We start from the raw sequence: 24622 nt of genomic DNA, 5'->3' as shown, positions 1-24622 counted from the left end.
ACGCACACATGTTCACTTACCCGAAGATAACGGTTTCGCAGCTACTCTACTCCCCACTCTTTGCCGAGGCCATTCGGGCTCAGGTAGTGCGGGGCGTAAGCCACTTCTCCACGTCGACGGGCTGCCAACGAGCCATCTGATCGAGCAGAGTCGCCGGGTCTTCATTCTGCAGCAGCTGGGCGCGGTGTTCCTGGCGCAGCAGCTCTTCACTGGCCATGTGGTCAAGGGCGCGGAGCAGGTGGTCGTAGTAGCCGGCCACGTTCAGCACGGCCACCGGCTTGCGGTGCAGCCCCAGCTGGCCCCAGGTAAGTACCTCAAACAGCTCTTCCAGCGTACCAAAGCCGCCGGGCATGGCCACGAAGCCTTCGGCCAGCTCGGCCATCTTTAGCTTCCGCTCGTGCATGCTTTTCACCACGTGCAGCTCCGTAACGCCGAGGTGCGCCAACTCTTTATCGGCCAGGAAATCGGGAATGACGCCCACTACCCGGCCGCCGTGCCGGAGGGCTCCATCGGCTACGGCGCCCATCAGCCCCACGCGGCCGCCGCCGTACACCAGCGTCTGCCCCCGTTCAGCCAGGGTGCGGCCCATCAGCAGGGCCTGCTGGGTGAACAGCTCGTTGGAGCCGCTGTTGGCCCCGCAATACACAGCTATGCTTTTCATTCTCAGTTGTCATTGTGAGCAGCGCGAAGCAATGCTTCTTCTCTCTGCTCTGGGTTTTAAAAACGCAATAAGTCCTTAGCGTGAGGTATACGCTAAGGACTTATCATTTGAGGCAATTTACCGCTCACGTGTGTTACATCCGCTCGGGCACCTGAATGCCAAGCAGCCCCATGCTGGCCTTGATGGCCTGCGCCGTTTGGGCCGACAGAGCCACGCGGAAGGCTTTTTTGTCTTCGTCGGCTTCGCGGAAGATTTCCACTTCAGTATATACCCGGTTATAAGCCTTGGCCAAATCATAAGCGTACTGCGCCACTACGGCCGGCGACTGGGTGCGGGCGGCTTCGGCTATTACGGTGGCGTAGCGGGCCAGTTCCTGCACCAGTTCCCGCTCGGTGGCGTGCAGCTCCGTAATACTGCTCAGGTCAGCGTCTTCGGTAAGGCCCAGTTCAGCCGCTTTGCGCCGGATGGCCGAAATACGGGCGTGTGAGTACTGAATAAACGGCCCGGTATGACCTTCTAAGCTCACCGACTCCTCGGGGTTGAAGAGCATCCGCTTCTTGGGGTCGACTTTCAGCAGGTAGTATTTGAGGGCGCCCAAGCCCAGCATGTGGTACAACTGGTCAGCTTCCTGCTCGCTGAGGCCTTCGGTTTTGCCCTTTTCGAGGGTAGCGGCTTTGGCGGCTTCTACCACCTCGCGCACCAGCTCATCGGCGTCTACCACAGTGCCTTCGCGGGACTTCATCTTGCCGGAAGGCAGATCCACCATGCCGTAGCTGAGGTGGTAGATGGCGTCGGCGTAGGGCTTGCCCAGCTTTTTGAGCACCGCCTTGAGCACCTGCATGTGGTAGTTCTGCTCGTCGGCAATGACGTACACACTCAGGTCGTAGCCGAAATCCTGGTACTTCAGCTCGGCCGTGCCCAGGTCCTGGGTGATGTACACGCTGGTGCCGTCGGCGCGGAGCAGCAGCTTTTCGTCGAGGCCTTCTTCCTTCAGGTCTACCCACACGGAGCCGTCTTCCTTCTTGAAGAACACGCCTTTCTGCAGGCCTTCCTCCACCCGCTCCTTGCCCAGCAGGTAGGTGCCCGACTCGTAGTAATACTTGTCGAAGTCGACGCCGATGCTCTTATAGGTCGCGTCGAAGCCCTCGTACACCCAGCCGTTCATCTGGCGCCAGAGGCTTACTACGGCTTCGTCGCCGGCTTCCCACTGGCGCAGCATGTCCTGGGCTTCCAGCATCATGGGGGCCTGGCGCTTGGCTACGTCGGGCAGTACGCCTTCGGCTTCGAGCTGCCGCACCTGCTCGCGGTAGTGCTTCTCAAACAGCACGTAGTACTTGCCCGCCAGATGGTCGCCTTTGATGCCGGCGCTCTGTGGGGTTTCGCCCTGCCCGTACTGCAGATAAGCCAGCATCGACTTGCAGATGTGGATGCCCCGGTCGTTGACGAGGTTGGCTTTGGTGACGGTAGCGCCGGTAGCTTTCAGAATCTCAGCCACCGAGTAGCCCAGGAAGTTGTTGCGCAAGTGGCCCAGGTGCAGGGGCTTGTTGGTGTTAGGCGAGGAATATTCCACCACCACGTTCTGCGGGCCGCCGGTGGGCACGGGCGTACCGGCGGGCGTCTGGTGGAGCTGAATGAACACTTTTACCCACTCGGCGTCAGCTACTTCCAGGTTCAGAAAGCCCTTCACCACGTTATAGCCCTGCACCTGAGGCGTATTAGCTACCAGCCACTCGCCTACGGCCTGCCCAATCTGCTCGGGACCTTTGCCCAGAAGTTTGGTAAAGGGGAACGTAACGAGCGTAAACTGACCGGCAAAGTCCTTGCGCGTGGGCTGCAGTGTGAGCTGACTGGCCGGCACTTCCTGGCCGAAAACCTGTTGAATGGCCGCGCCCAGGGCTGCTTTGAGTTTTTGTTCGAGTTGTTGCACAGAAAAAGCGAAATGCGAAGATGAAGCGGGCCCAGTACCAAGCCAAGGTTCCCGAATAGGTAGCCAGCCGAAGAAGCGTAACCCGCAGCCGCCCGGCCCGGAAAAATCCGGCAGGTGCAGCTTACGCTAGAATCGTCGTTGAAACTGGCTACAGGGGCTGGACTTCATAAAGATTGGGCAGCTCCCGACTTCGGCCGCTGCCGCCGCAAAGGTAGAAAGCCCGGTCAGATGGCGGCCAAAAAGTTGCGACTTCGCCCGGGCTACCGGCTGGCCCGGCGCAGCATCATCTGCACCTGCCGGGGGTTGCCGCGCGTGAGCACCGGGTAAGACACGTCGCTGACGAACAGCAGCTGACCGCCGTCCTCGATGCGCGCCTGCAAGGCGTAGGTCATGTTTTCCTGGATGCGGGCCGGGTCGAAGCGCAGGGTGAAAGCCAGCGGCACCTGCCGCCCCTGGGGCCGTAGCGTCACCGAGTCGATAACCACGGCGGCGGCATCCTGCCGGGAAACGTCCTGCAGCTGGAGGCGCACCACAGCCGTGGGCGAGAGGGCTATCCGCTCCCGGTAAGCTACGGTACCGGTAATGGAATCCTCGGCTGCTACGGCCGCATGCTGGCCGCCGCTGCCCGCCGTGGGGGGCATGGTAGTGCAGGAGGCCAGCAGCGCTAGGGCGCCAGATAGGAAAAGCAGGGAGTATTTCATAGCTAAAAAGCAAGCGGATACTTCCGCGGCGCTGGCCACGAATGTATCCGCTTTTTCGGGTTTGGCAAGCGGCGGCTACCGGCTTACGACTTCCTCCAGGCGCAGGCGGCGCTGAATAGCGTCGGTGGCGGCTTCCAGAATATCGAAGGCGTTAGTGGCCATGGTATTTTCGGAGTCCAGGGTGGGGTTGATTTCCACCATCTCAAAGCACACTACCCGGTCGTTGTCGAGCAGGGCGCGGCACAGGCTGATGGCTTCTTCCACGTTCAGGCCTTCCTCCACGGGCGTGCCGGTGCCCTTCGAGAAGCGCGAGTCCAGCGAGTCTACGTCGAAGCTGATGTACACCATGTCGCAGAAGCGCAGCCGCTCGTAAATCTCACGTGCTACCTGGCGGGTGCCTTTGGCCTTTACTTCGTCGAGCTTGTAGTTTTTGATGCCCAGGCGCTCAATAATAGCGTTTTCCTCGGCCTCTGTGTCGCGCACCACCACGTAGATCAGATGCTCGCCCGTGATTTTGGGGCCCGGCTCGCCCAGGTCTTTCAGGCGCTGCCAGAAGAATTCGGTTTCCGGCTCGGGCTGGTTGCGCTGGCACTGGCGGTTGTCGTCGCCGAGGCTGATAGCCAGGGGCATGCCGTGCATGTTGCCGGACGGGGTGGTGTAGGGCGAGTGAATATCGGCATGGGCATCTACCCACACCACGCCCAAAGTCTTGTGCGGATAAGCCGCCTTGATGCCCGCAATGGTGGCGGAGGCGTTGCTATGGTCGCCGGCTAGTACCAGCGGAAACTCGCCGAAGCGCAGGGTTTGCTCCACGGTGCTGGCAATGCCTTTCTGCACCGTGTAAATAGAGTCGATGTGCTTGGCCTTCGGGAAATGGGTTTTGTCGAAGAGCACATGGTTCAGGTCCGGAATGTGAACCGAGTTGAACCGGCGGAAGTAGTCGGAGCCCTTGTTGAGGCAGGCCACCTTGAGGGCGTCGATGCCCAGGCTGGCGCCACGGGTTCCGGCTCCAAGTTCGGAGCGGACTTCCAGAAGCTTGATGCGTCGCATATTACATTGGCAGGAAAAGGGTTAGAGTGGTTTAGATGCTTGCCGATTGAGCGGGTGGGGTCCTCTCAGGCTTGACGCGCGCGGACCTTCCGGCGCAACCAACGAACAAAGCACAACCAAAACCCCGCAGGCGGGGTATCTTTGCGGGCACTAAGTTCGGCAAAAGCTCGACCAGTTGAAAATCTCCTGTCATCCTGCGCTTGCGAAGGATGACAGTTCTTTTAACTTCTCCTCTCCCCTCCTTCAATGGATACCTACCACGACCTGATTTCCCAGACGTTCGACTTTCCTACCGACGAGTTTCAGGTAGAGCAAAATGAGCTGCGCTTCAACGACATCGACCTGATGGCGCTGGTCAAGAAGCACGGCACGCCCCTACGCCTCACCTACCTGCCCAAGATTTCCTCCCAGATTCAGCGGGCCAAGGAGTGGTTCCGGGCCGGCATTGAGAAGATTGGCTACCAGGGCAAGTACTCCTATGCTTACTGCACCAAGGCCTCGCACTTCAGCTTTGTGGTGGAGGAAGCCCTTAAAAACGGCGTGCATATCGAAACCTCGTCGTGGTTTGATACCAGCATCATCCGGGCCATGCACCAGAAAGGCAAGGTTTCGAAGGACACCTACATTATCTGTAACGGCTTCAAGCCGGAAGAATACAAGCGCGAAATCACCAGCCTCATCAACGAAGGCTTCGTGAACTGCATGCCCATCCTCGACTCGCCCAACGAGGTGGAGTACTACCACGATAACGTGCGCGAGAAGTGCAACGTGGGCATGCGCCTGGCTTCCGACGAGGAGCCGCGCTTTCAGTTCTACACCTCCCGCCTGGGTATCCGCTACGCCGACGCGCTGCCGCTCTACGAGCAGAAAATCAAGGACGACCCGCGCTTTGAGCTCACGATGCTGCACTACTTCATCAACACGGGCATCAAGGACACCAGCTATTACTGGTCGGAGCTGAGCCGCTTCGTGCATAAGTACTGCGAGTTGCGCAAGGTCTGCCCTACCCTCACCACCATCGACATCGGTGGCGGCCTGCCCATCCAGACCTCCATTCAGAAGGAGTACGACTATGCGTACATGATTGAAGAGGTGCTGCGCACCATTCAGCGTATTTGCCAGGAGGAGGAAGTGCCGGAGCCGGACATCTTCACCGAGTTCGGTATTTTCACGGTGGGCGAGTCAGGTGCTACCATCTACTCCATTCTGGACGAGAAGCTGCAGAACGACAAGGAACTGTGGTACATGATTGATGGCTCGTTCATCACCAACCTGCCCGACACCTGGGCCCTGAACCAGCGCTTCATCATGCTGGCCCTTAACGGCTGGAACAAGCGCTACAAAAAACTGCAGCTGGGCGGCCTCACCTGCGACTCCCAGGATTACTACAACGCCGAAAAGCACATCTACCAGGTATTTCTGCCGGAGCGTCGCCCAGACCGGGATACCGAGCCACTGTACGTGGGCTTTTTCCATACCGGTGCCTACCAGGAAAGCCTGTCGGGCTATGGCGGCATCAAGCACTGCCTGATTCCGGCGCCCAAGCACGTGATTCTGGACCGTGCCGCGGATGGCACGCTCACCGATTACGTGTTTGCCGAAAAGCAGAACGGCGAATCGATGATGCGCATCCTGGGCTATCAGGCATAGCGCATATTTAATGGGCGAATAGTTGCGCCGCCCCCGCCGGAATTGTACTTTTGACTTCCAACTTCCTCTTCGACTATAACTTTTCTGCCCGTACGATGAAAAAATTACTGATTCTGGCCTCCGTGGCCCTAGTAGGCCTGGGCGCCTGCAACCGCACCCAATGCCCCGCCTACACCAGCACGAAAGAAGCCAACCGCGTTTCTTCGCCCGTTATGGCCAGCACTGCCACCAGCGCCGAGCATCAGTAAGCTTTTCTTCAGCACAGGCTGATAGGATAAAAGCCGGTTTCCGTCATTTCGGGAGCCGGCTTTTTCGTGCCCTGAACTTTAGGACAAAGGAATAATGAAACGGCTTTGGGAACGTTTAGGCGACTAAAATCCTTTTCACAGCAAGAAAATCATTCTTGTTTGCCCACCGTTTTTCTTTGTACTTAATCATGAAAAAATTTCTTCTCCTGGCCTTTGTGGGAGTTGCAGGTTTGGCCTCGTGCCGCACCCAATGCCCCGCTTACACTTCCGTAAAGCTGGCCGCGCACCAGGCTTCGCCCGTTATGGCCTCCGCCGCCGATGCCGCGCCCCGGCAATAGTACCGACTTCCCCTACCGTGCGGGCTGCTTCTTGCCATAGGGCAGGAAGCGGCCCGCGTCGTTTTCGGGAAAACCAAGGCCATTGCACTACCCAGCCGGCGCAGCCAGAATCAGGTCAGTAGCGGCCAGCAGGCTGGGCGCCTGGCGGGCAAACGCCACGGCTTCCGTTTCACCGATCAGGATGCCCGGCACGCCTACCTTGGTACCGGCTTCTATGTCGCGCAGCCGGTCACCCACCAGCCAGCACCGCGCCGGGTCGAGGTGAAAGCGGGCTATGGCTTTTTCGAGCATGAGCGAATCGGGCTTGCGCAGGAGCGACTCCGACACCGACGGATGGGCCGAAGCAAAGTACAGCGCATCGAGTACGCCGCCGCAGGCTTGCTGCAGCTTGTCGTGGCAAGCCTGCACGTCGGTAGCAGTGTAGAGCTTCTTGGCAATGCCGGCCTGGTTGGTCACGACGACCAGATAATAGCCGGCGGCCTTGAGGCGTTGTAGCGCTTCGGGCACGCCGGGCAGTACCTCAAATTCGGCGGGGCGCCACACGTAGTCGCCCATTTCGCGGTTCAGCACCCCGTCGCGGTCCAGGAAAACGGCTTTGCCGGCGGGTTCAGTTAAAGAATTACCAGGTATCATCAGCTCAAAACTACGGATTCCTGTTTTTGCCGGGCGTACTTTTGCGGCCTACTCTACTGCACACCCAATGCCTTCACCTACGCGCATTGCCATTCTGGGGGGCGGCATCACGGGCCTCACTGCTGCGTATTACCTTTCCCGCGGCGGCCTCGACTTCGATTTGTTTGAAGCGGCCGATGAGCCCGGAGGCAACATGCGCAGCCGCCGCGAGGGCGAATATATTACGGAGCTGGGGCCTAATTCCCTGCTGCTTTCACCTGAGCTGGAAGATCTGCTGCGGGAGCTGGACCTTACCGACCAGATTCAGGAGCCCCCCGCGGGCGTGGGGGCCAACCGCTACGTACTGCGCGCCGGCCGCTACCGCAAGCTGCCTTCTTCGCCGCCGGCCTTGCTGCTGTCGGGTTTTTTCAGCCTGAAGGCCCGGCTCGACATTCTGCGCGAGCTGACCCGCCCCGCCGCCGCTCCCGCCCCCCACCGAAACCGTAGCCGCTTTTTTCCGCCGCCGCTTCGACCAGGAAATCGTGGATTACGCCGTCAACCCGTTCGTATCGGGCATCTACGCCGGCGACCCGGCTCAGCTTCTGGTACAGCAGGCTTTCCCAAAGCTGGTGGAGCTGGAACAGCAGCACGGCTCGGTGCTGCGCGGGCTGGCCAAGGCCGGCGTGGGGCAACGCCGCCGCACAGTGTCGCTCCAGGGTGGTTTGCAGGCCCTGCCCGACGCGCTGGCTGCCCGATTGGCCGGGCACGTGTACTTTCACCAGCCCGTTACGGCCCTCACCCGCGACGAGGCTGGCCTTTACCGCGTGCATACGCCCGGCGGAGCCTTTGCCGACCGCGCGTACTCGCAGGTGCTCATTGCGCTGCCGGCCTACGTGGCAGCGGAGCTTTTAGAGCCGGTTTTTCCTGCCCAGGCCGCCGCTTTTGCTCAGGTGTACTACCCACCCATGGCCGCCGTGCACACGGCTTACCGCCGCCAAGACGTGCAGCACCCGCTCCACGGCTTTGGGGCGCTGCACCCGAAGGTAGAAGGCGCCTACGCGGCTGGCAGCATCTGGAGCAGTTCCCTCTATCCCGACCGGTGCCCCACCGATGAGGTGCTGTTCACAACGTTCGTGGGCGGCGCGCAGTCGGCCGAAGCGGCCCAGGATGCGGAAGCCGAGATGCTGCCCCGCGTTCACGAGGAGCTGTGCCGCCTGTATGGGATTTCGGCCGATGTGCCGCAGTGGCAGCGCCGCTATGTGTGGGAGCAGGCCATTCCGCAGGCCGACGCGCAGCTGGCCCCGGCAAGAGAAGCCGCGGCAGCGCTGGCAACCTACGGGATAGAAGTGGTGTCTAATTGGCAGGCGGGTGTCTCCGTGCCCGACTGCGTGCGTTATGCACGCCAGGTGGCCGAAAAAATTTCGGCGGCATCCATCTGCTGACCTGTTATATTTGGCCAAATGAACGATTCGCTCGTCCTCATACCGACCTACAACGAGCGGGAAAACGCCGAGCTAATCATTCGCAAGGTGTTTTCTCTGGCGAAGCCGTTTGATGTGCTCATCATCGACGACGGCTCGCCCGATGGCACGGCCCAGATTGTGCGCGACCTGATGCCGGAGTTTCCGGGTCGGTTGTTTCTGGAGCAGCGCCCGGGCAAGTTAGGCCTCGGCACGGCGTATATACATGGGTTTAAGTGGGGTTTGGCCCGCGGCTACAGCTACCTGTTCGAGATGGATGCCGACTTTTCGCACAATCCCGAAGACCTCCTGAAACTGTATGATGCCTGCTCCGCGCAGGGTTATGATATGGCCATCGGCTCGCGCTACATCCACGGCGTGAACGTGGTGAACTGGCCCATGAGCCGGGTGCTGATGTCGTATTTCGCCTCGGCCTACGTGCGCCTTATCACCGGCATGCCCATCATGGACGCTACGGCCGGCTTCAAGTGCTACACGGCCCGGGTATTGCGCACCATTCCGCTGGAAAATATCCGCTTTATCGGTTACGCCTTTCAGATTGAGATGAAGTGGCTGGCCTTCAAGTATGGCTTCCGCATCAAGGAAGTGGCCATTATCTTCACCGACCGCACGCGGGGCGCGTCCAAAATGAGCAAGGGCATCTTCCGGGAGGCCTTGCTGGGCGTAGTCCAGATGAAAGTCAGCAGCCTGTTTCGCCGCTTCGACCGCAGGGCCGCGCCCGCGCCCGCGTCGGTTTCCACGGCCAGCTTTACTTCCGCTTCCGAAACGCGGTAAGATTTTCTGCTACCTTCAACCTCGCCTGGCCGTACGCAGCGGCCGGGGTAGCTGGCTGCTGCATGGAAAATACACCCTTGTTCTGGGCGGCATTTACGGCCTTCGTGCTGGCAATGCTCCTGCTCGATCTGCTGGTATTCAACCGCAAAGCCCACGTGGTGCACATGCGCGAGGCTTTGGGCTGGAGCGCGTTCTGGGTGGTGCTGTCATTAGGCTTCAACTACCTGGTTTGGCGTACCATGGGCCAGACGGCAGCCATTGAGTTTCTCACCGGCTACCTGATCGAGAAGTCCCTGAGCGTGGACAACCTGTTCGTGTTCCTGCTCATCTTCACGTATTTCCGGGTGCCGCAGGAGTACCAGCACAAAATCCTGTTCTGGGGCATCATTGGGGCGCTGGTACTGCGGGCAGTGTTTATTCTGGTGGGTGCGGCGCTACTGGCCAAGTTTCACTTCCTGCTGTATTTGCTGGGCGCGTTTCTGGTATATACCGGCGTGAAAATGGCTTCCTCGGCCGGGGAGCCGGAAATTGACCCCGATGCCAACCCGGTGGTAAAGTTTCTGAGCCGCCACCTGCCCATCACCAGCAAGCTGGAAGGCGGCAAGTTTTTCGTGCGCAAAGAAAAGCTGCTGTTTGCCACGCCCTTGTTCGTGGTGCTGGTGATGGTGGAAACCACCGACGTGGTATTTGCCGCCGACTCCATTCCGGCTATTCTGGCCGTGTCGCAGAATACGTTTATCGTGTTTACGTCCAACGTATTTGCCTTGCTGGGTTTGCGGGCTCTATACTTTGCGCTGGCCGGCCTCATGAAGCTGTTTCACTACCTGCACTACGGCCTGGCTCTTATCCTGATTTTTATCGGGGGCAAGCTGCTGGTTTCCGAGCTGGTGCACATCCCCATGGGCATTTCCCTGGGCGTGGTAGGCGCGCTCCTGCTGGGCTCTATCCTGCTGTCGTTGCTGCGCCCACTGCCCCCAAAGAAGGAGGCTGAACCTAACAGCCCATCGGATGGGCATATCTGAAGTCGGTCCGGAAGCTTGCGTACTACAAGCCCCAACATCCGGCAAAACCGCCATTCCATGCATTGGCCACAACCGTCCTGCGCTGGCTTACTGCCACACCGTCACGTAAGCAGCCAGTGAAGCACCCGATTCTCGCTTCCATATGCCCAGGCTGCTTGTGCGCACAACTACGGCTCCACCAAACTGCGCTCCATAGCTGAAAGCCGGAATAGCCCCTTGCTTTTCGGGTAAGAACTCGAAGCCCAGGTAGAAGTCATTTTGCAGGGTGAGTGCATATTTCGTCAAGTCAATGGTTAGCCAGCCATTCTGGATGGCCGTGCGCAGGAGGATGGATTGCTCTACCGCCCGCTCACCCGGTAATCCGTGGGAAACCCGGTAGAAATTAAGCCGAAAAGTAACCGTGTCTACCGTTGGCCGACGCAGAAATATATGAGCCTGCACCAACTGCGAGGCTTTATTACCCAAAGAAAGTAAGGTGGCAAATTCGCCGATATCGTGGGTGTCTTTGCTGACGACGTTTCCCCAGAGAAACGGATTGTGGGTGGTAGTACCAATGCGCCGCACTTTAGCAGCTTTGGCGCGCACAACCACCTCTGCTAGGGTTGTGGTCTTCTGCGTGAGCAATAAGGGTTGCAAGTGCCGGTCTTCTAGCTGTGCTAGCGGCCAAGCCTGCTCCTCGTACCCTACAGCCGAAAAAGTGAGAGTATCTCCAGTTCGGGCCGCCGGTACCCGCAGCGAAAAGGCGCCGTTCTCGTCGGCAACAGTGCCGGTATTTTTCCCCCGGATACCAATATTGACGTAGGGAAGCGGCAGCCGGGTTTCAAGCGCCTGCACAACCCCGGTCAGTGTTCGGTCCTGCGCAAAAGTGGGCAACAGTGCACTGGCGCCATACAGGCAAACGGCGGCAAGCAAGCGGCGAAAGGTCATAGATGAGAACAATCAGGCAACTAGGAGAAACTGGTTTACTTCTCCTGATACCCAAAGTCCCGCCAGAGTTGTCAACCCGGTTTTACCGCAGTTGATTCTTACCTCGCATGGCCGTCCCTATACTTAAAACATACTTAATTTTTCGGGGGTGCTTGCGCGGGCGCAGCCGTACCAGCATCCACTGGCGTATTAGTATTCACGCCTTCATCGGCCCCGCCGCCCAGCAGGTCAATCAGGTTCAGGGGCTGATACTGGCTGGAGTCGGCGGCTACTACGGTGCGGGTGGTATCGGGGCGCGGAATGAAGCCCATGCGGCTGGGGTTGCTGAAGTTCACGGAGTAGCCCAAGCCCTCGTACTCATCCTGCGAAATGTAGCCTTTGCGGGCCATCAGCTGGGCAATAAGCCGGTGGAAATACCGGGCGCTCCGGCGCATGTCGCCGTACTGGTTGAAGCCCAGGCGGTAAAGCTTGGGACGCGGAATGATGCTGGCCAGGTACAGGCTTTCGGACAGCGTCAGCTCGTTGGGCTGCTTGCTGAAGTAGAACCGTGCTGCCTCCGTCACCCCATAAATCTTCGGGCCCCACTCAATGATGTTGAGGTACACCTCCATCATGCGCTCCTTAGTGGCCACGCGGGTATTTTCGATCAGCCACACTATCAGGGCTTCCTCAATCTTGCGCGTCACAGTCTTTTGGCGGGTCAGAAATACGTTCTTCACCAGTTGCATGGAAATGGTGCTGCCACCCCGGGCAAAGCGCTTTTCCTTGATATTTTGAATAATGGAATTAACGAAAGCCTTGGCCATAAAGCCCTTGTGCGTGAAAAATCGCGGGTCTTCGGCTGTAAGGATGGCGTGCTTAAGGTACTGCGACACTTGGTTGAAGGGCACGAACTCGGGGTTGGGCGGCCCCACCTGAAAGGTCTTGATGGAGTCACCCTTGTCGTTGTAGGCCGTGTACGCGAAAGGCGTGTTGAGTTTGCCCAGGTCTTCGCGGCCAAAGCGTGTGAGGCGAAAGTTTTTGCCCGTGAGCGAGGAGCTGAACTTGAGGCTGTCGAGCTGGTTCATGTCCAGGTCGGCCAGCAGGCGGTAGGTGAGCGTGCCTTCGCCCTGCGTGCCCTCCAGCGTGCTGAACATGCCTTCGGGCAAGGCCGCGAAGAAGTCGTTGGCTTTCGTCTCGCCCGATTTTATATTCACTTTCAGCTGCAAGCCGGCCAGCAGCTCATCCGGCGACTCCACCCCGTTCGCCTTGCCCGTCAGGCGCTGCTTGCGGGGCAGCTTGCGCACCGAAATTTCCGGAAAGAACTCCATCCGGTTCAGCGTGATTTTGGTGCCGTTTTCCAGCGCCCCGTAGGCTTTGCCCAGCGTGGCCACGTAGTCGATGCCGGCGCGGGGAAAGCGCACGTCGTGGTCGGCCAGCTTGGGGTGATTTACTACAAAGTTGCGGGCCCAGGCCGTGCCGCGCACCGTCAGCTGGTCGTCGTCGAGGTCTTTATCCGACAAGCTCACCTGCACCGTGTCGAACTGCACCCGGGCTCCGTAGCGGCGCTGCACGTAGGGCAGCAGCACGGGCCGCCCGTTCAGCCCGTACACATTGGCCTCCAGGGCGTAGTCGCCGGGCTCGATGTGGCCCTGCAGCCCGAAGGTGTTTACCACCGAGTCGATATCGGCCGTGAGCTGCCCGGTCAGGTCGCCGTCTTCGATGGCGAAGCGCGGCATGGTGAGCGTGGCGTTGTGGTCGGGGCTGCGGTAGGTAACCAGGAAGTTGCGGAAATCTGCTTCGCCGGGCACGTTATCAAATGCCGTTTCCAACAGCTGGTTCAGCAGCAGACCGTAGTTGGCGCCCTGGGTGGTGTCGCGACGCACAGGCGTCTTTTTCTTGGCGAAAAAGAAGGAGTAGTTGTCAGTAGTTTCGGTTTTGCGAGCTGTGAGGCGGGCTGAGTCAATCTGCAGGTCGCTGAACACCGGACGCCGCGCAAAAAGGGTTTTCAGCGAGATGGAAGCGTTGATGCGCCGGGCCTGCAGCAGTGTGTCGCGGTCGGTGGGCACCAGCGCCACGCCGTCGATGCGCACCGTGTTGAGGTCGGTAAAGCGGGCCGGGCCCAGCGTGAGCGTGACGGGGTACTTTTTCTCGACCTTGGTTTTGACTTCGCGCAGGGCGTACTCCAGCAGTTCCTGGCGCTTGAGCAGAAACACTGCCAGGCCCACGGCCAGCAGCGCCACCACTACCCCTACACCAATACCTAGTTTTTTCTTCGTAGCTGGATTCACGCGCACAAACAGAGAGGGACAGTCGCGGCCGGGCCTTACCAGATTCGTGCCGAACCCGCCGCCGCTCGGAATACAAAGGTAGGGAAAAGCACTGCGTGGGCTATCCGGGCGCCAAGGCCATTGTGTACCTTTGGCGCTTCCGGCCAACTCCCTATACGCATGTCTGCCTCAACCGATACCACGTCCTTCTCCGCCCTCACTGCCGTGTCGCCGCTCGATGGGCGCTACCGCCGCCAAACGGTACCTCTGGCCGCCTTCTTTTCGGAGCTGGCCCTGATCCGCTACCGCGTGCTGGTGGAGGTGGAGTACTTCGTGGCGTTGTGCCAGCTGCCCCTGCCCCAGCTGGCGGAGGTATCCAAGGACATTTTTACGGATCTGCGTCAGATCTACCTCGACTTCTCGGCCGAGGATGCTGAAGCCGTGAAGGCCCACGAAAAGGTGACCAACCACGATGTAAAAGCCGTGGAATACTTCCTGCGCGACAAGTTCACGGCCCTGGGCCTGGGCCAGTACCTGGAGTTCATTCACTTCGGCCTCACGTCCCAGGACATCAACAACACCGCCATTCCGCTTAGTTTGCAGCACGCCGTGGTGAAGGTGCTGCTGCCTGCCTACGCGCAGGTGCGCAACCAGCTGGCCAGCCGCGCCAAGGACTGGGAGGCCGTCCCCATGCTGGCCCGCACCCACGGTCAGCCGGCCTCGCCTACCCGCCTGGGCAAGGAAATTCAGGTGTTTGTGGCCCGCCTCGATGCCCAGGTGGAGCTATTGAGCCAGGTGCCCTTCGCTGCCAAGTTTGGGGGTGCTACCGGCAACTTCAATGCCCACCACGTAGCCTACCCGGCCATCGACTGGCACGAGTTCGGGCAGCACTTCGTGCAGGACCGGCTGGGGCTGCACCGCTCCTTCCCCACCACCCAGATTGAGCACTACGACCACCTCGCGGCCCTTTGCGACGGGGTGAAGCGCCTTAACACCATCCTCACCGATCTGGCCCGGGACGTGTGGCAGTACATTTCCCTGGGCTACTTCCGCCAGACCATCAAGGCCGGGGAAGTGGGCTCCTCGGCCATGCCGCACAAGGTCAACCCCATTGATTTTGAAAACGCCGAGGGCAACCTGGGTCTGGCCAACGCCGTGCTCGAGCACCTGTCGGCCAAGCTGCCTATCAGCCGCCTGCAGCGCGACTTGACGGACTCTACCGTGCTGCGCAACCTGGGCGTGCCCTTGGGCCACACGCTCATTGCCCTCACTGCCCTGCAGCGCGGCCTCGATAAGCTGGCCCTCGACGAAGCCGCCCTGCGCCGCGACCTGAACGATAACTGGGCCGTGGTAGCCGAAGCCCTGCAAACCATTCTGCGCCGCGAAAACTACCCCGACCCCTACAACGCCCTCAAGGCCCTCACCCGCACCGGCGAGGCCATCACCGAGCAAACTATTCAGGAGTTCATCGAAACGCTGAATGTGCGCGAGGATGTGAAAGCCGAGCTGCGGGTTATTTCGCCCAGCAACTACGTAGGCGTGTAACGCCTCCCGAACGAGGTAGAGACGCGACACTTCGCGTCTCGTCGTCCGCGCCGCTGACCTTCGGGCACTGATGTTGTTCGGTCGGCACGGTTCTGGTCGTTCAACGAGGAGACGCGAAGTGTCGCGTCTCTACATTGTTTACCGTTTCTGGAATTACGCCGACTGGGCTAACAGTTGTTCAATTTCCTTCACTTCAAAGGCCAGCACCCGCAGCCGCAATGCCAGTAGCAGAGCAGCGGGTTCCTCTTTGGCCAGTATAGCCCGACTGTCCCGCTCCAGCCATTTCAGCCATTGCTCTGTCAGCTCATCGGCCGGGGAAAAGGCCACGTGAAGGGCGGGTAGCGCCTGCTGCCGAAGACGAGCCTGGGCCAGATGTACCCTACACTGCGCCAGCTTCTGCTCCAGCCGGTATTGTTGCAAGGCAATTTCCCGTCGACGGAAATCCAGCGTTTCCCGGTCGGCGGCGGGCAGTGGAGCAAGTACGACAGGCACCGGCGGCGTAGGAGCCGGACCGTGCGGGGCCGGTAACAGCTGTTGCCACGCCAGCAACCGTAGCACGGCCGTCGTTGGCAGGTTGCGGGCTTTGCCCTTCGCATCGTACTGGTTTAGCGCTACTCTTGACACATCCAGTACCTGCGACAGCTGCTCCTGCGTCAGCCCAAAGTGGGCCTGAATAGCTTTCAGCAGCGACTGGTGAGGGGAAGGAGCACGGTGGCGGGAAAATTTACGCATGGTGCAGCGCGGACTGTTACATCTTTTTCTGTTACAAAATAAAATGTAACAAAAAAGATGTAACAAGGTGGGGGTTGGCCCAAACAACCGGTCAGTCTTTTCGGCTGTCTGCCTTGGGTCTGCTATTTTTACCGGCTCATTCTCTATTCCCTGATGCCCCAGCTCTCCGGCGTTACCGTTCATCCCGACTGCCGCCATTTTCGCGGTGATATTCCCTGCCGCCCCAACAAGGAGCACGGCTACCAGTGCCAGGACTGCCCCGTGTACGCGCCCGTGCAGCAGCGCCTGCTCGTCATCAAGCTCGGGGCCATTGGGGACGTAATCCGCACCACGCCCCTGCTGCGGCGGCTGCGGCAGGAGTATCCACAGGCCAAAATCACCTGGATTACGCTCACGCCAGCCATTTTGCCCCAGGGCGAGATTGATGAGGTTCTGAAGCTGGACCTAGCCTCGGTGCTGCACCTGCAGCAGCGGGATTTCGACGTCCTCTTCAACCTCGATAAAGACAAGGAAGCCTGCGCCCTGGCCGACTCGGTGCACGCTGCGGAGAAGTACGGCTACCGCCTGCACCCGCAGTACGGCGTGGCCTGGCCCGGCAACGAGCAAGCCGCGCACAAGTACCTCACCGGCGTGTTCGACCAGTTGAGCCTGCAGAATCAGAAGCCCTACGCGCAGGAAATCTTCGAGCTGTGCGGCTTTGAGTTTCGGGGCGAGGAGTACGTGTTCGACACCCACGAAGACAAGGGCTACGACTGGAGCCAGCTGCCTACCGGCAAGCCCCGCATCGGCCTGAACACGGGCTGCGGCGACCGATGGACCACGCGCCTCTGGAGCGACGAAAAGTGGACCCGACTGATCGGGCAGCTCCAGCAGGCCGGCTACGCGCCCGTGCTGCTGGGCGGCGAGGCTGAAGCGGAGCGCAACCGCCGCCTGCACGCTGCCACCGGCGCGGCCTACCCCGGCACGTTCCCCCTGTCCCAGTTCATCAACCTCATGCACCAGATGGACGGCATCGTGACGCAGGTGACCATGGCCATGCACATCAGCATTGCCCTGCGCAAGCCCACCATTCTGATGAACAACATCTTCAACCCCTACGAATTCGACCTCTACGGCCGCGGCCAGCTAGTGCAGCCAGACAAGCCCTGCGTGTGCTTCTACCGAGGCTCCTGCCAGCTAGGCACCAGCTGTATGGAGGATTTGCCGGCAGAGAAGGTATTCGAGGCAGTGCGGGCGAGTGTACCGGGGTAATTCTATTTGATGGTTACCAGCCTATCGGTCCTGTCGGTAACTCTCCGTTGTCCAATGAGGTGAGGCTTGCAACAGAGGCAACTGCCGCCACGGTAGCCGCTGGGTGCGCCACACCACCCGCTTACCCTGCAAATATCCCTGGAAGTACACTGTGTTGCCTGCAACCCGGAATTCCAGGGTATCGAGCTGGTCTTCGTGGTCGCGCAACAACAAGCGTTGTCCGGCGAGATACGCAAGACGAAAGTCGTAAAGTTGCTCGTCTTCGAACTGCAGGATGAAGTAGCCTCTTCGATGTACAAATACGCGCCGGGGTAATGTGGTAGCAGAAGTGGTAGCCTGACGCGCCACCACATACGCACCGTGCAGCAACGGGCGCTTCTGCCGGTCGTCATTGAAACTCGCCGTTTGCACAAATCCGCCAGTAGCTTCCACCAACAACACCCCTAGTCCCAGGCCGCGCAAGCCGCCCACCCACCGGCCTTGCCACTGAGCCGGCCGCTGCGGAAAGGCTGGCCGCCAACGGCGTTCTACTAAAGCAGCATACCCCATTCGCAACGCCGGCCCGGCCACTATGCAAGCCAGCAACAGCAGGAAAGACGACCATACCTTCACGGATATATCCAGCCCGAAGTTCAGGGCTACTACCTGAGCCAGCACTGCCAGCGCCACCACGCCGCCCACCAGCCGCAGCCGTCCCCATAGCAGCAGCAGTGCCGCAGCTACTTCCAGCAGGCCCAGAAAAATAGTGTACGGCCTTACGGCGCCCAATAAGCTCCAATAAGCAATGTCCGGGGTAAGAAAGCCCAGGGGCGTATATAGAGTATTCGGTTCCGGCAGATAAAACTGGTGCTTAAATACCTTGTCGAAGCCATAGATCAACAGGTGCAGCGCCAGAAACCACGCTGCCCCTGTGTGCAGGTAGTACCAAAGTGAAGCCGCAGAATCGGTACGCTGCCCAGCCCTTAACGTCCAGATAAGCGCCGCAACGGCTGAGGCCACTGCCAACCCGCCAACCATCAGATAGAGCCCCAGGGTATCTGAATGCAGCGTTAGCCCTGTCGCAGGAGGCTGTAGCACCGCTTGGGCTATCCTGTTCAGCAGCGGCATAGCCAGATGGCCTAGCCCCCAGTTGGGAAGCAGCCAGTAGAAGAAAGGCACAGCCAGCACCGTGGTCCCCAGGAATAGAACCAGCCAGCGCAGGCCCATTACGGGTAAGCCCTTACGCCAAGGCATTGTTGGCAGCGGGGCGCGGCTTTTCGCTCAGCAGCCAGCCTAGGAATGTCAGCGTCAGAATAGCGGTGAGTCCCAGGAGGGTAATGCGCCGGGTTGTTGGCCGGGTCACTGCCGGAGCCGGCTGCGGCGGTTGGCTGGCTGGGGGCTCCCGCCTGACTACGGCGGCAACGGTGGCTTTAGCTGGTTTCGGGGCGGCCTTTCCCGGCATTTGCGGACTGGTGGCTTTCCGTTGTTTCGGGGCCTTCCGTTGCTCTGATTTGGCAAAGCCAACAAGCGTAGCCCGCGGAAAACGGGCTTTCAGAGCCAGCATTAATTTGTTTCCAGTTAAGAGCTTGGGGTAGGCGCTGTGCTGAAGCGTATAGGCTGCTACGCCAAGCTTCTCAACCAATACCGTGGAATCCGATACCCAAATTACAGCGTTGGCTTCTGCATCAGGAGTATCATCTATCCGCTGTTCGTATGGCTTTGCTACTAGACCAAAGTTGTCATTTATAGCAGGCTCAAACGTAGCCAAACGGCCGCTGTGGCTGCGGTGAGCAATCAGGGCTGTTTGCGCCGTTGTTGGTAGTATAGTACCAATCCAACATGTTGCAATCAGGCCTATATAACGGAAGCGGCAAGCAGCCATTTTCACTAAGAGTAAAGGATTCGTCTTTTAGTAAATATAAGCCATTAAACGACTTACCCTGCTACTTCCTTCAGCGCCTTTACCATCTCGCTCCAAGAGAAGTCCTTCTTTTTCGCCCATACGCCGGCGGTGAGTTCTTCTTCGCGCTGGTGCTCGTAGAAATCCACTAAGGCATCGGCAATGGACTGGGGCGTGGGCGGCACCACGTAGCCTACTTCGCCGTTCGGAATCAGCTCCGCCAGCCCACCTACATCGGTGACCAGCATGGGTCGGCTGAAGTGGTAGGCAATCTGCGATACGCCGCTCTGGGTGGCGTTTTTGTAGGGCTGCACCACCATATCCGCGGCGCAGAAATAGTCGGCTACCTTTTCGTTGGGTATAAAGTCGGTGGCGCGGATGAGGCGGCTTTCCAAGTGGTGCCGGCGGATGATTTCCTCGTAGGGCGCGGCATCTTCGTAGTACTCGCCGGCTATGATGAGCTTGATAGGTAGCCGAGCCAAGCGTGCATCGGCAAAGGCCTCCAGCAGGATATCCAGCCCCTTATAGGCACGGATAAACCCGAAGAACAGCAGGTAGCCGAACTGCGGATCAAGGCCCAGAGCGGACAGGGCAGTGGCTTTTGGCTTGATGGGGCCGAAGTTGTCGTAGAGCGGGTGCGGGCGGTAGAGGGCCGGCTGCTTGAAGTGCAGGCGGCGCAGGTCGGCCAGCACGGCGCGGCTCATCGTCACGAAGCCGTGACAGGCCGAGAGGAAATACCGCGTGAGCGGCCGGTCGCCGGGGCGCTTCTCGTGGGGAATGACGTTGTCGGTAATAGCCACCACGCGGGTGTGGCCATTGCGGCGGATGCGGCGGGCAATAAACCCCAGCGCCGGCCCCATAAACGGCAGCCAGAACCGAAATATCACCAGATCGGGTTTCTGCCGGCGCAGCTTCTCCCCTACTTTCCACCAGCTGAGTGGGTTCACGGAGTTGATGCTTACGTCGATGGAGAGGTCGGCGGGGCCGGGCTCGGTGCTGAACTGCGTTTGGCCCGGGAACAGGAAGTTGGGGTACTGCAGCGAAAACGTCACCAGCCGCACGTCGTCGCCGGCTTCGCGGAAAGCGCGGGCCAGCCGCTCGTTGTACGTGGCCAGCCCGCCCCGCAGCGGGTACGCCGGCCCGATGATGACGACGTTCATATCCTCCTATTAGTTTACACTCGCCCGTCATTCTGAGCGTAGTCGAGGAATCTCGCGTGCTGATGTTGTAATGGTAAATACTACACTAGCGAGATTCCTCGGCTTCGCTCGGAATGACGTTCTGGCTTTTCTTTTCTAATTCAGATTCAGCTTTTCCCGAATCAGGTATTGGTTTTTGCGGGAGCCGCTAAGGGAAACCATTTCAGCCAGAAAGCCCGCCACAAATACCTGCACGCCCACTATCACGGCCACCAGCGCCAGGAAAAACAGCGGCTGGTCCGTCACGCTGCGGGCTTTCAGGTTGTGCAGGGCCAGGTACCATTTTTCCCCGACCAGCCAGATTGTGATAAGCATGCCCACCAGAAAGGAAAGCGTGCCCACCGTGCCGAAAAAGTGCATGGGGCGCTTGCGGAAGCGGCTTACGAAGGTGATGCTGAGCAAATCCAGAAAGCCGAAAACGAAGCGCTCCAGCCCGAACTTGGTAGTGCCGTACTTGCGCTCCTGGTGCTGCACTACTTTCTCGCCAATCTTGCGGAAGCCGGCCCACTTGGCAATGACGGGAATGTAGCGGTGCATCTCGCCGTACACTTCCACGGCCTTCACCACGCGGTGGTCGTAGGCTTTGAGGCCGCAGTTGAAATCGTGCAGCTGAATCCCCGACAGCCAGCGCGTGACGCCGTTGAAGAGCTTAGTGGGAATAGTTTTGCTGAGGGGGTCGAAGCGCTTTTTCTTCCAGCCGCTCACCAGGTCGTAACCGTCCTGGGTGATCATGCGGTAGAGTTCGGGCAGCTCTTCGGGGGAGTCCTGCAGATCGGCATCCATGGTGCACACCACACGCCCCTGCGCGGCCCGGAAGCCCGTGTCCAGCGCCGCCGACTTGCCGTAGTTGCGGTTGAAGCGGATGCCGCGTATATGCACGTCCTCCTGAGCGAGGTCTTCAATCACCTCCCAGGAGTCGTCCGTGGAGCCATCATCAATCAGCAGCACCTCGTAGGTGAGGCCGTGCTGGGCAAGAACGCGGTGAATCCAGCGCGTGAGCTCCGGCAACGACTCGGCTTCGTTCAGCAGCGGAACGACGATGGACAACTCAACGGGAAAATGCTGCGGCAAACGCTTACTACTCAAACTGCGGACGGTTATGCTTGGTAATGGCGGAAATGATGAGGGAAAGCAGGAAGGCAAAGAAAGCAGTGGCCAGAATAGCCCATAGGATGCTCAAGGGGCCAGTCGGCATCATCTTGGCTGTCCATTCCATAGCCGTCTCGATTTGCTCGTCGCTCATGTTGCCATCAGCTTCCATTTTGGCCCGGGTAGTATCCAGCACTTTCTGGCTGTAGCCCGAGTCAATGAAATTGACGTAGATATAGCGAAATACCCCACTCAGGGTTCCAATAATCGCACCCATAACGGCGGCTATTCCAAGTCCTTGGCTATAGCTCATAAAGCCACCATTGTGCTGCTTATAGTACCGGTGGCCCATTACAATACCGCCAATCAGAATAGCAAACGTTACAAAGCCCAGTACGGGCTGCTGCTCCAGGCCAGTGGCCATGAGCACAAACGAATAGATAACTGTGACAATACCCGTAATCAGACCATAGCGAATACCGGCATTGCTAGGCGTGACGAGCGTAGTTGTGTTTTCCATGAGGTTGTGAAGGTTGTGAGGGTCAGGAATGGATTGTGCGAGCCTAAAGGAACAAAATCCTGTCTTATTTCCGCAGAAATATTCCCCCCGGTATACCGACTATCGTTCCCAGCAACAGCTTTTTCAGAAACTCATCCTGCCCGAAGCCTTCCGGCGTGTGCGCCAGATTGCGCAAGGTGGCTTCGTACTGTTTCAGGCCGTTGGCTTCTTTCGCGTACAGCGGCTTGGCGGCGGCCAGCATTTTATGCGCTTCAGCCAGGTGCTGCTCGATCAGGCCCGGGCCCGCTGCCTGCGCAAACAGATACAAAGCCGTAGCAGCTACGGCAGCCGCCAGCAGCGTGGTCAGTAGGCCTACGCCCACCGCCCGCGCCAGCCCCGGTCCCTGCGCGTACTGCCGCCGCAGCCACACCTGGCTGAGGATGGCCGCAATGGGCGGGAAAAAGTCGGACAGGGTGCGCTTGGGGCCGTAGGGGTTGTTGCCGGTTTTGTACAGAAACAGCACCCACAGAAAGCACAAGGCCCCGGTAAGGACGCCGCACAGCGCGGCTGTGCGTACCATTGGGCGGGAAGAAACAGCAGTGGTAGACTCCAAAATAAACGCCAACGTGAAAGGGCGCAAGATACGAGGACTTCCGCAACCTAAACGGCCAGGGGCTGGCCGGCTGCTGGCTGCCGCCGCGTCCCAAAGCGCAGTAACAGCACTTCAGCCAGCAGAAACACCAGCGCACCTACCACGCAGTATTGCCATAGAGGAGTACCTACCCGTTCAGCCCGGTAACGAGCCGCCACCGACGTTCCGGCACTGGCATCGTACACCTGAATGTTTGGTTTGCCGGCCCACATCTGGCGCAGCTCATCCGCCGAGTAGTGCGCCAGCTCCGACTCGCGCTTATCAAAGTTGAAAGCCAGCGTAGCCAGCTTGCGGCCATTGCGTTCCAGCGTGTAGAAACCTGGTTCCCGCATGCCTGGTGGAATATCCAGCTGCAGGGTTCCCGCCACCGTGCGCTGGGCAGGAATAAGCGTCAGGCTGTCCTTCACCAACTTGGCGACCTGCTCAGCTGCGTTGCTCGCCGGAGGCGCGGGCACCACTATGCTGCCTTGGTTGAGCCGGTAGGCTGGCTGTTCGGTGCTACGGTAGCTCTGCATAGCCAAGCGGTACATCACTGGCACGAACAGCGCATGCGCGGTAAAATCGGAGTACTCCCCGCTGAATGGGGCCGCAAACACATACACCATTCCCCGCCCACTCTGGAAACCCGACAAATAACCTTCCCCCTCGCGCAGCTTCAGAATGTCGGTTCCTGACCGGGCCCACCGCAACACCGGTGCTACACTGGGCAGCGTTACCTGCCGCTGCTGAGGCCCGAATACGTCGCGGAAAAACGGATTTTGCCGACTAGGCATGGCTACTTCCCTGCGTTGCGGCTTTTGCGCCGATGAGGTCGGCTCCCATTGCACGGGCCCCACGCCCAGTTCCCGAAATAGCTCCGTGTAGGATGCCTGCGCTCCCGGGTTAGCCGGGGGCACTATCACTACCGAGCCACCCCGCTGTACCACTTGTTTCAGCTGTTCCCGCACCTGCACTTCAATGCGTGGCAGCTCCTGCACCAAAGCCAACTGCGCTGTAGACAAGCTACCTCCACCAGCGCCCCGGCTGTGCGTGTACGCAAACAAAGATTCATTGCTGTACAGGCGTTGAGTGGCTGGCAATTCTCCGCTGGTAATATCCGTAATCAGAATCCGGGGGAAGGCGTCAAAGTGAAGTAGAAGGTATTGTCGAACGTAACCGGATAGTCCTCCACCTCCACCCGGCATTCCTGCGTAGCGTTGCCAGTAAGCTGAACGCGCGCCGCCAGCGTAGCCTGCCCATTGGCCGGCACCGTCACCCGAAACGCCCCCGCCTGCCGGTCGCCGACAAACAATTTTACTTGGCTGTTCTCCGCTGTAGTCTTGCCGCCATTGCGCACGCGTATCTGCAGAGTAACATCGGTTCCGCTCCGCACAAAAGCATCATTCAACAGGACGCTGTCCACGTACACATTGTGCGTGGCAACACCCGCTACCGGCACCAGAAATACCTGCGTGGTGCTATCCAACTTTTGCAGCTGACTGCGGGGAAAGCCGCTTTTCTGAAAGTCAGAAAACAAAAACAGCTGCTGGTTTCTGCCTGCACTGTTTGTCTTCGCCAAAGCGGCCGCCATAGAGCTAGCTTCTCCGCTAATCTGCAACTGATCTACCGCACTGCGGAACGCCGCCCCGGCTACCGAGTAAGATGAGTTGTTTAGTAGTTTAAAGCGACTTGAAGCGGGATAAGCTGCCGGCAGCTCCCGCGCCTGCTCGACGGCTAGCTCAAAGGCAGACTGCTCAGCCTCTACCCCGGCTTGCATACTGGGCGTGACATCCACAGCTACCTGCACCGCATTCCTTGGCAGCGCAGCCGACAAGGGAGCCGGAATAAACGGCTGAGCAAATAATAATACCAAGCTGATAATAAGCCCAATGCGGCTCAGCAATACCAACAGATGCTTGACCTTGCGTTGCCGGGCTGTCACTAGCTTCACTTCCCGCAGAAACTCCACGTTAGTGAAGGCTACGCGCTTGGGCTGCCGAAGCTCAAATAAGTGAAGGGCAATGGGAATGGCAAGTGCCAACAATCCCCAAAGAAAACCTGGATACGCGAATGTCATACGCTGCTAAAGTACTACGAACAACAGACACTGATAATAAGCCGCAAGCTGTACCGCTTTGAAATAATGAAGACTACACT

General features: G+C 59.3%; 23 protein-coding genes and 2 pseudogenes. 9 read left to right on the top strand and 16 right to left on the bottom strand.

The window, feature by feature from the left end; translation table 11 throughout:
- Positions 1 to 79 precede the first annotated feature (79 nt).
- The 4 genes from LRS06_RS15475 to LRS06_RS15460 all read right to left on the bottom strand — a co-directional run bounded on the left by LRS06_RS15475 (position 80) and on the right by LRS06_RS15460 (position 4339).
- Positions 80 to 661, bottom strand: coding sequence for a TIGR00730 family Rossman fold protein (locus LRS06_RS15475; protein WP_257872291.1), 582 nt, complete (start codon positions 659 to 661; stop codon positions 80 to 82).
- Positions 662 to 794: 133 nt separating this feature from the next.
- Complete coding sequence (gene argS / locus LRS06_RS15470; protein WP_257872290.1) at positions 795 to 2588, bottom strand: arginine--tRNA ligase; 1794 nt, start codon at positions 2586 to 2588, stop codon at positions 795 to 797.
- 260 nt (positions 2589 to 2848) lie between these two features.
- Positions 2849 to 3289 (bottom strand): YbaY family lipoprotein, encoded by a 441-nt coding sequence (locus tag LRS06_RS15465; RefSeq protein ID WP_257872289.1) that lies wholly within the window; start codon positions 3287 to 3289, stop codon positions 2849 to 2851.
- Between the two features lie 75 nt (positions 3290 to 3364).
- A complete protein-coding gene (locus tag LRS06_RS15460) occupies positions 3365 to 4339 on the bottom strand; it encodes an arginase (protein ID WP_257872288.1) in 975 nt (324 codons plus the stop codon).
- Between the two features lie 246 nt (positions 4340 to 4585).
- Here LRS06_RS15460 and LRS06_RS15455 point away from each other — a divergent pair, with 246 nt between their 5' ends.
- From LRS06_RS15455 to LRS06_RS15445, 3 genes are all read left to right on the top strand, one after another.
- The gene (locus LRS06_RS15455) at positions 4586 to 5989 is read left to right on the top strand and encodes an arginine decarboxylase (RefSeq protein WP_257872287.1); all 1404 of its coding nucleotides are present in this window, start codon (positions 4586 to 4588) and stop codon (positions 5987 to 5989) included.
- A 95-nt stretch (positions 5990 to 6084) separates the two neighbouring features.
- The gene (locus tag LRS06_RS15450) at positions 6085 to 6237 is read left to right on the top strand and encodes a hypothetical protein (protein WP_196956721.1); all 153 of its coding nucleotides are present in this window, start codon (positions 6085 to 6087) and stop codon (positions 6235 to 6237) included.
- Positions 6238 to 6425: 188 nt separating this feature from the next.
- Entirely contained in the window at positions 6426 to 6575 is a 150-nt protein-coding gene (locus tag LRS06_RS15445; protein ID WP_257872286.1) for a hypothetical protein, read from the top strand.
- An 87-nt stretch (positions 6576 to 6662) separates the two neighbouring features.
- Here the strand turns inward: LRS06_RS15445 and LRS06_RS15440 are convergent, their stop codons facing one another.
- Positions 6663 to 7208, bottom strand: a complete 546-nt coding sequence (locus LRS06_RS15440; RefSeq protein WP_257872285.1) for an HAD family hydrolase — start codon at positions 7206 to 7208, stop codon at positions 6663 to 6665.
- Positions 7209 to 7275: 67 nt separating this feature from the next.
- Between LRS06_RS15440 and LRS06_RS25560 the strand changes: the two are divergent.
- The 4 genes and pseudogenes from LRS06_RS25560 to LRS06_RS15425 all read left to right on the top strand — a co-directional run.
- Positions 7276 to 7644 (top strand): annotated as a pseudogene (locus LRS06_RS25560) (FAD-dependent oxidoreductase); the annotation flags it as partial.
- A 49-nt stretch (positions 7645 to 7693) separates the two neighbouring features.
- A pseudogene (gene hemG, locus LRS06_RS15435) lies at positions 7694 to 8629 on the top strand (protoporphyrinogen oxidase); the annotation flags it as partial.
- A gap of 18 nt (positions 8630 to 8647) precedes the next feature.
- Positions 8648 to 9442, top strand: coding sequence for a polyprenol monophosphomannose synthase (locus tag LRS06_RS15430; protein WP_257872284.1), 795 nt, complete (start codon positions 8648 to 8650; stop codon positions 9440 to 9442).
- A 62-nt stretch (positions 9443 to 9504) separates the two neighbouring features.
- Positions 9505 to 10464: a TerC family protein gene (locus LRS06_RS15425; RefSeq protein ID WP_257872283.1), complete on the top strand. Its 960-nt coding sequence runs from the start codon at positions 9505 to 9507 to the stop codon at positions 10462 to 10464.
- 87 nt (positions 10465 to 10551) lie between these two features.
- On the opposite strand, the gene LRS06_RS15420 is transcribed toward LRS06_RS15425, so the two are convergent.
- Together LRS06_RS15420 and LRS06_RS15415 are read right to left on the bottom strand one after the other, a co-directional pair.
- Positions 10552 to 11391 carry a carboxypeptidase-like regulatory domain-containing protein gene (locus LRS06_RS15420; protein ID WP_257872282.1) on the bottom strand — a complete coding sequence of 280 codons (840 nt, stop codon included), beginning with the start codon at positions 11389 to 11391 and terminating at the stop codon, positions 10552 to 10554.
- Positions 11392 to 11525: 134 nt separating this feature from the next.
- Positions 11526 to 13661 carry a biosynthetic peptidoglycan transglycosylase gene (locus tag LRS06_RS15415; RefSeq protein ID WP_257872281.1) on the bottom strand — a complete coding sequence of 712 codons (2136 nt, stop codon included), beginning with the start codon at positions 13659 to 13661 and terminating at the stop codon, positions 11526 to 11528.
- A gap of 159 nt (positions 13662 to 13820) precedes the next feature.
- Between LRS06_RS15415 and purB the strand changes: the two genes are divergently transcribed.
- Positions 13821 to 15185 carry an adenylosuccinate lyase gene (purB, locus tag LRS06_RS15410; RefSeq protein ID WP_257872280.1) on the top strand — a complete coding sequence of 455 codons (1365 nt, stop codon included), beginning with the start codon at positions 13821 to 13823 and terminating at the stop codon, positions 15183 to 15185.
- A 153-nt stretch (positions 15186 to 15338) separates the two neighbouring features.
- Here purB and LRS06_RS15405 read toward each other — a convergent pair whose 3' ends face one another.
- Positions 15339 to 15917, bottom strand: coding sequence for a hypothetical protein (locus LRS06_RS15405; protein WP_257872279.1), 579 nt, complete (start codon positions 15915 to 15917; stop codon positions 15339 to 15341).
- Between the two features lie 153 nt (positions 15918 to 16070).
- Between LRS06_RS15405 and LRS06_RS15400 the strand changes: the two genes are divergently transcribed.
- Entirely contained in the window at positions 16071 to 17168 is a 1098-nt protein-coding gene (locus LRS06_RS15400; RefSeq protein WP_257872278.1) for a glycosyltransferase family 9 protein, read from the top strand.
- A 21-nt stretch (positions 17169 to 17189) separates the two neighbouring features.
- Here LRS06_RS15400 and LRS06_RS15395 read toward each other — a convergent pair whose 3' ends face one another.
- From LRS06_RS15395 to LRS06_RS15360, 8 genes are all read right to left on the bottom strand, one after another.
- A complete protein-coding gene (locus LRS06_RS15395; RefSeq protein ID WP_257872277.1) occupies positions 17190 to 18374 on the bottom strand; it encodes a hypothetical protein in 1185 nt (394 codons plus the stop codon).
- 13 nt (positions 18375 to 18387) lie between these two features.
- Positions 18388 to 19029, bottom strand: a complete 642-nt coding sequence (locus tag LRS06_RS15390) for a hypothetical protein (protein ID WP_257872276.1) — start codon at positions 19027 to 19029, stop codon at positions 18388 to 18390.
- Positions 19030 to 19082: 53 nt separating this feature from the next.
- A complete protein-coding gene (locus tag LRS06_RS15385; protein WP_257872275.1) occupies positions 19083 to 20207 on the bottom strand; it encodes a glycosyltransferase in 1125 nt (374 codons plus the stop codon).
- A 135-nt stretch (positions 20208 to 20342) separates the two neighbouring features.
- Positions 20343 to 21293 (bottom strand): glycosyltransferase family 2 protein, encoded by a 951-nt coding sequence (locus LRS06_RS15380; protein WP_257872274.1) that lies wholly within the window; start codon positions 21291 to 21293, stop codon positions 20343 to 20345.
- 31 nt (positions 21294 to 21324) lie between these two features.
- Positions 21325 to 21855 carry a DUF4199 domain-containing protein gene (locus tag LRS06_RS15375; protein WP_257872273.1) on the bottom strand — a complete coding sequence of 177 codons (531 nt, stop codon included), beginning with the start codon at positions 21853 to 21855 and terminating at the stop codon, positions 21325 to 21327.
- Between the two features lie 64 nt (positions 21856 to 21919).
- Positions 21920 to 22414, bottom strand: a complete 495-nt coding sequence (locus LRS06_RS15370) for a DUF4199 domain-containing protein (RefSeq protein ID WP_257872272.1) — start codon at positions 22412 to 22414, stop codon at positions 21920 to 21922.
- A gap of 80 nt (positions 22415 to 22494) precedes the next feature.
- A complete protein-coding gene (locus LRS06_RS15365; RefSeq protein WP_257872271.1) occupies positions 22495 to 23565 on the bottom strand; it encodes a hypothetical protein in 1071 nt (356 codons plus the stop codon).
- 23 nt (positions 23566 to 23588) lie between these two features.
- Positions 23589 to 24542 (bottom strand): BatA domain-containing protein, encoded by a 954-nt coding sequence (locus LRS06_RS15360; protein WP_257872270.1) that lies wholly within the window; start codon positions 24540 to 24542, stop codon positions 23589 to 23591.
- Between the last annotated feature and the right edge of the window lie 80 nt (positions 24543 to 24622).

The organism is Hymenobacter sp. J193 (genome assembly GCF_024700075.1).
Classification (GTDB): domain Bacteria; phylum Bacteroidota; class Bacteroidia; order Cytophagales; family Hymenobacteraceae; genus Hymenobacter.
This window is presented reverse-complemented; position numbering and strand designations above follow the sequence as displayed.

What these genes read in the sequence shown, in the direction of transcription:
- LRS06_RS15475 (WP_257872291.1), bottom strand. Translation starts at nt 661, where the DNA reads ATGAAAAGCATAGCTGTGTATTGCGGGGCCAACAGCGGCTCCAACGAG.
- LRS06_RS15465 (WP_257872289.1), bottom strand. Translation starts at nt 3,289, where the DNA reads ATGAAATACTCCCTGCTTTTCCTATCTGGCGCCCTAGCGCTGCTGGCC.
- LRS06_RS15460 (WP_257872288.1), bottom strand. Translation starts at nt 4,339, where the DNA reads ATGCGACGCATCAAGCTTCTGGAAGTCCGCTCCGAACTTGGAGCCGGA.
- LRS06_RS15455 (WP_257872287.1), top strand. Translation starts at nt 4,586, where the DNA reads ATGGATACCTACCACGACCTGATTTCCCAGACGTTCGACTTTCCTACC.
- LRS06_RS15450 (WP_196956721.1), top strand. Translation starts at nt 6,085, where the DNA reads ATGAAAAAATTACTGATTCTGGCCTCCGTGGCCCTAGTAGGCCTGGGC.
- LRS06_RS15445 (WP_257872286.1), top strand. Translation starts at nt 6,426, where the DNA reads ATGAAAAAATTTCTTCTCCTGGCCTTTGTGGGAGTTGCAGGTTTGGCC.
- LRS06_RS15440 (WP_257872285.1), bottom strand. Translation starts at nt 7,208, where the DNA reads ATGATACCTGGTAATTCTTTAACTGAACCCGCCGGCAAAGCCGTTTTC.
- LRS06_RS15430 (WP_257872284.1), top strand. Translation starts at nt 8,648, where the DNA reads ATGAACGATTCGCTCGTCCTCATACCGACCTACAACGAGCGGGAAAAC.
- LRS06_RS15425 (WP_257872283.1), top strand. Translation starts at nt 9,505, where the DNA reads ATGGAAAATACACCCTTGTTCTGGGCGGCATTTACGGCCTTCGTGCTG.
- LRS06_RS15420 (WP_257872282.1), bottom strand. Translation starts at nt 11,391, where the DNA reads ATGACCTTTCGCCGCTTGCTTGCCGCCGTTTGCCTGTATGGCGCCAGT.
- purB (WP_257872280.1), top strand. Translation starts at nt 13,821, where the DNA reads ATGTCTGCCTCAACCGATACCACGTCCTTCTCCGCCCTCACTGCCGTG.
- LRS06_RS15405 (WP_257872279.1), bottom strand. Translation starts at nt 15,917, where the DNA reads ATGCGTAAATTTTCCCGCCACCGTGCTCCTTCCCCTCACCAGTCGCTG.
- LRS06_RS15400 (WP_257872278.1), top strand. Translation starts at nt 16,071, where the DNA reads ATGCCCCAGCTCTCCGGCGTTACCGTTCATCCCGACTGCCGCCATTTT.
- LRS06_RS15395 (WP_257872277.1), bottom strand. Translation starts at nt 18,374, where the DNA reads ATGGGCCTGCGCTGGCTGGTTCTATTCCTGGGGACCACGGTGCTGGCT.
- LRS06_RS15390 (WP_257872276.1), bottom strand. Translation starts at nt 19,029, where the DNA reads ATGGCTGCTTGCCGCTTCCGTTATATAGGCCTGATTGCAACATGTTGG.
- LRS06_RS15385 (WP_257872275.1), bottom strand. Translation starts at nt 20,207, where the DNA reads ATGAACGTCGTCATCATCGGGCCGGCGTACCCGCTGCGGGGCGGGCTG.
- LRS06_RS15375 (WP_257872273.1), bottom strand. Translation starts at nt 21,855, where the DNA reads ATGGAAAACACAACTACGCTCGTCACGCCTAGCAATGCCGGTATTCGC.
- LRS06_RS15370 (WP_257872272.1), bottom strand. Translation starts at nt 22,414, where the DNA reads ATGGTACGCACAGCCGCGCTGTGCGGCGTCCTTACCGGGGCCTTGTGC.
- LRS06_RS15360 (WP_257872270.1), bottom strand. Translation starts at nt 24,542, where the DNA reads ATGACATTCGCGTATCCAGGTTTTCTTTGGGGATTGTTGGCACTTGCC.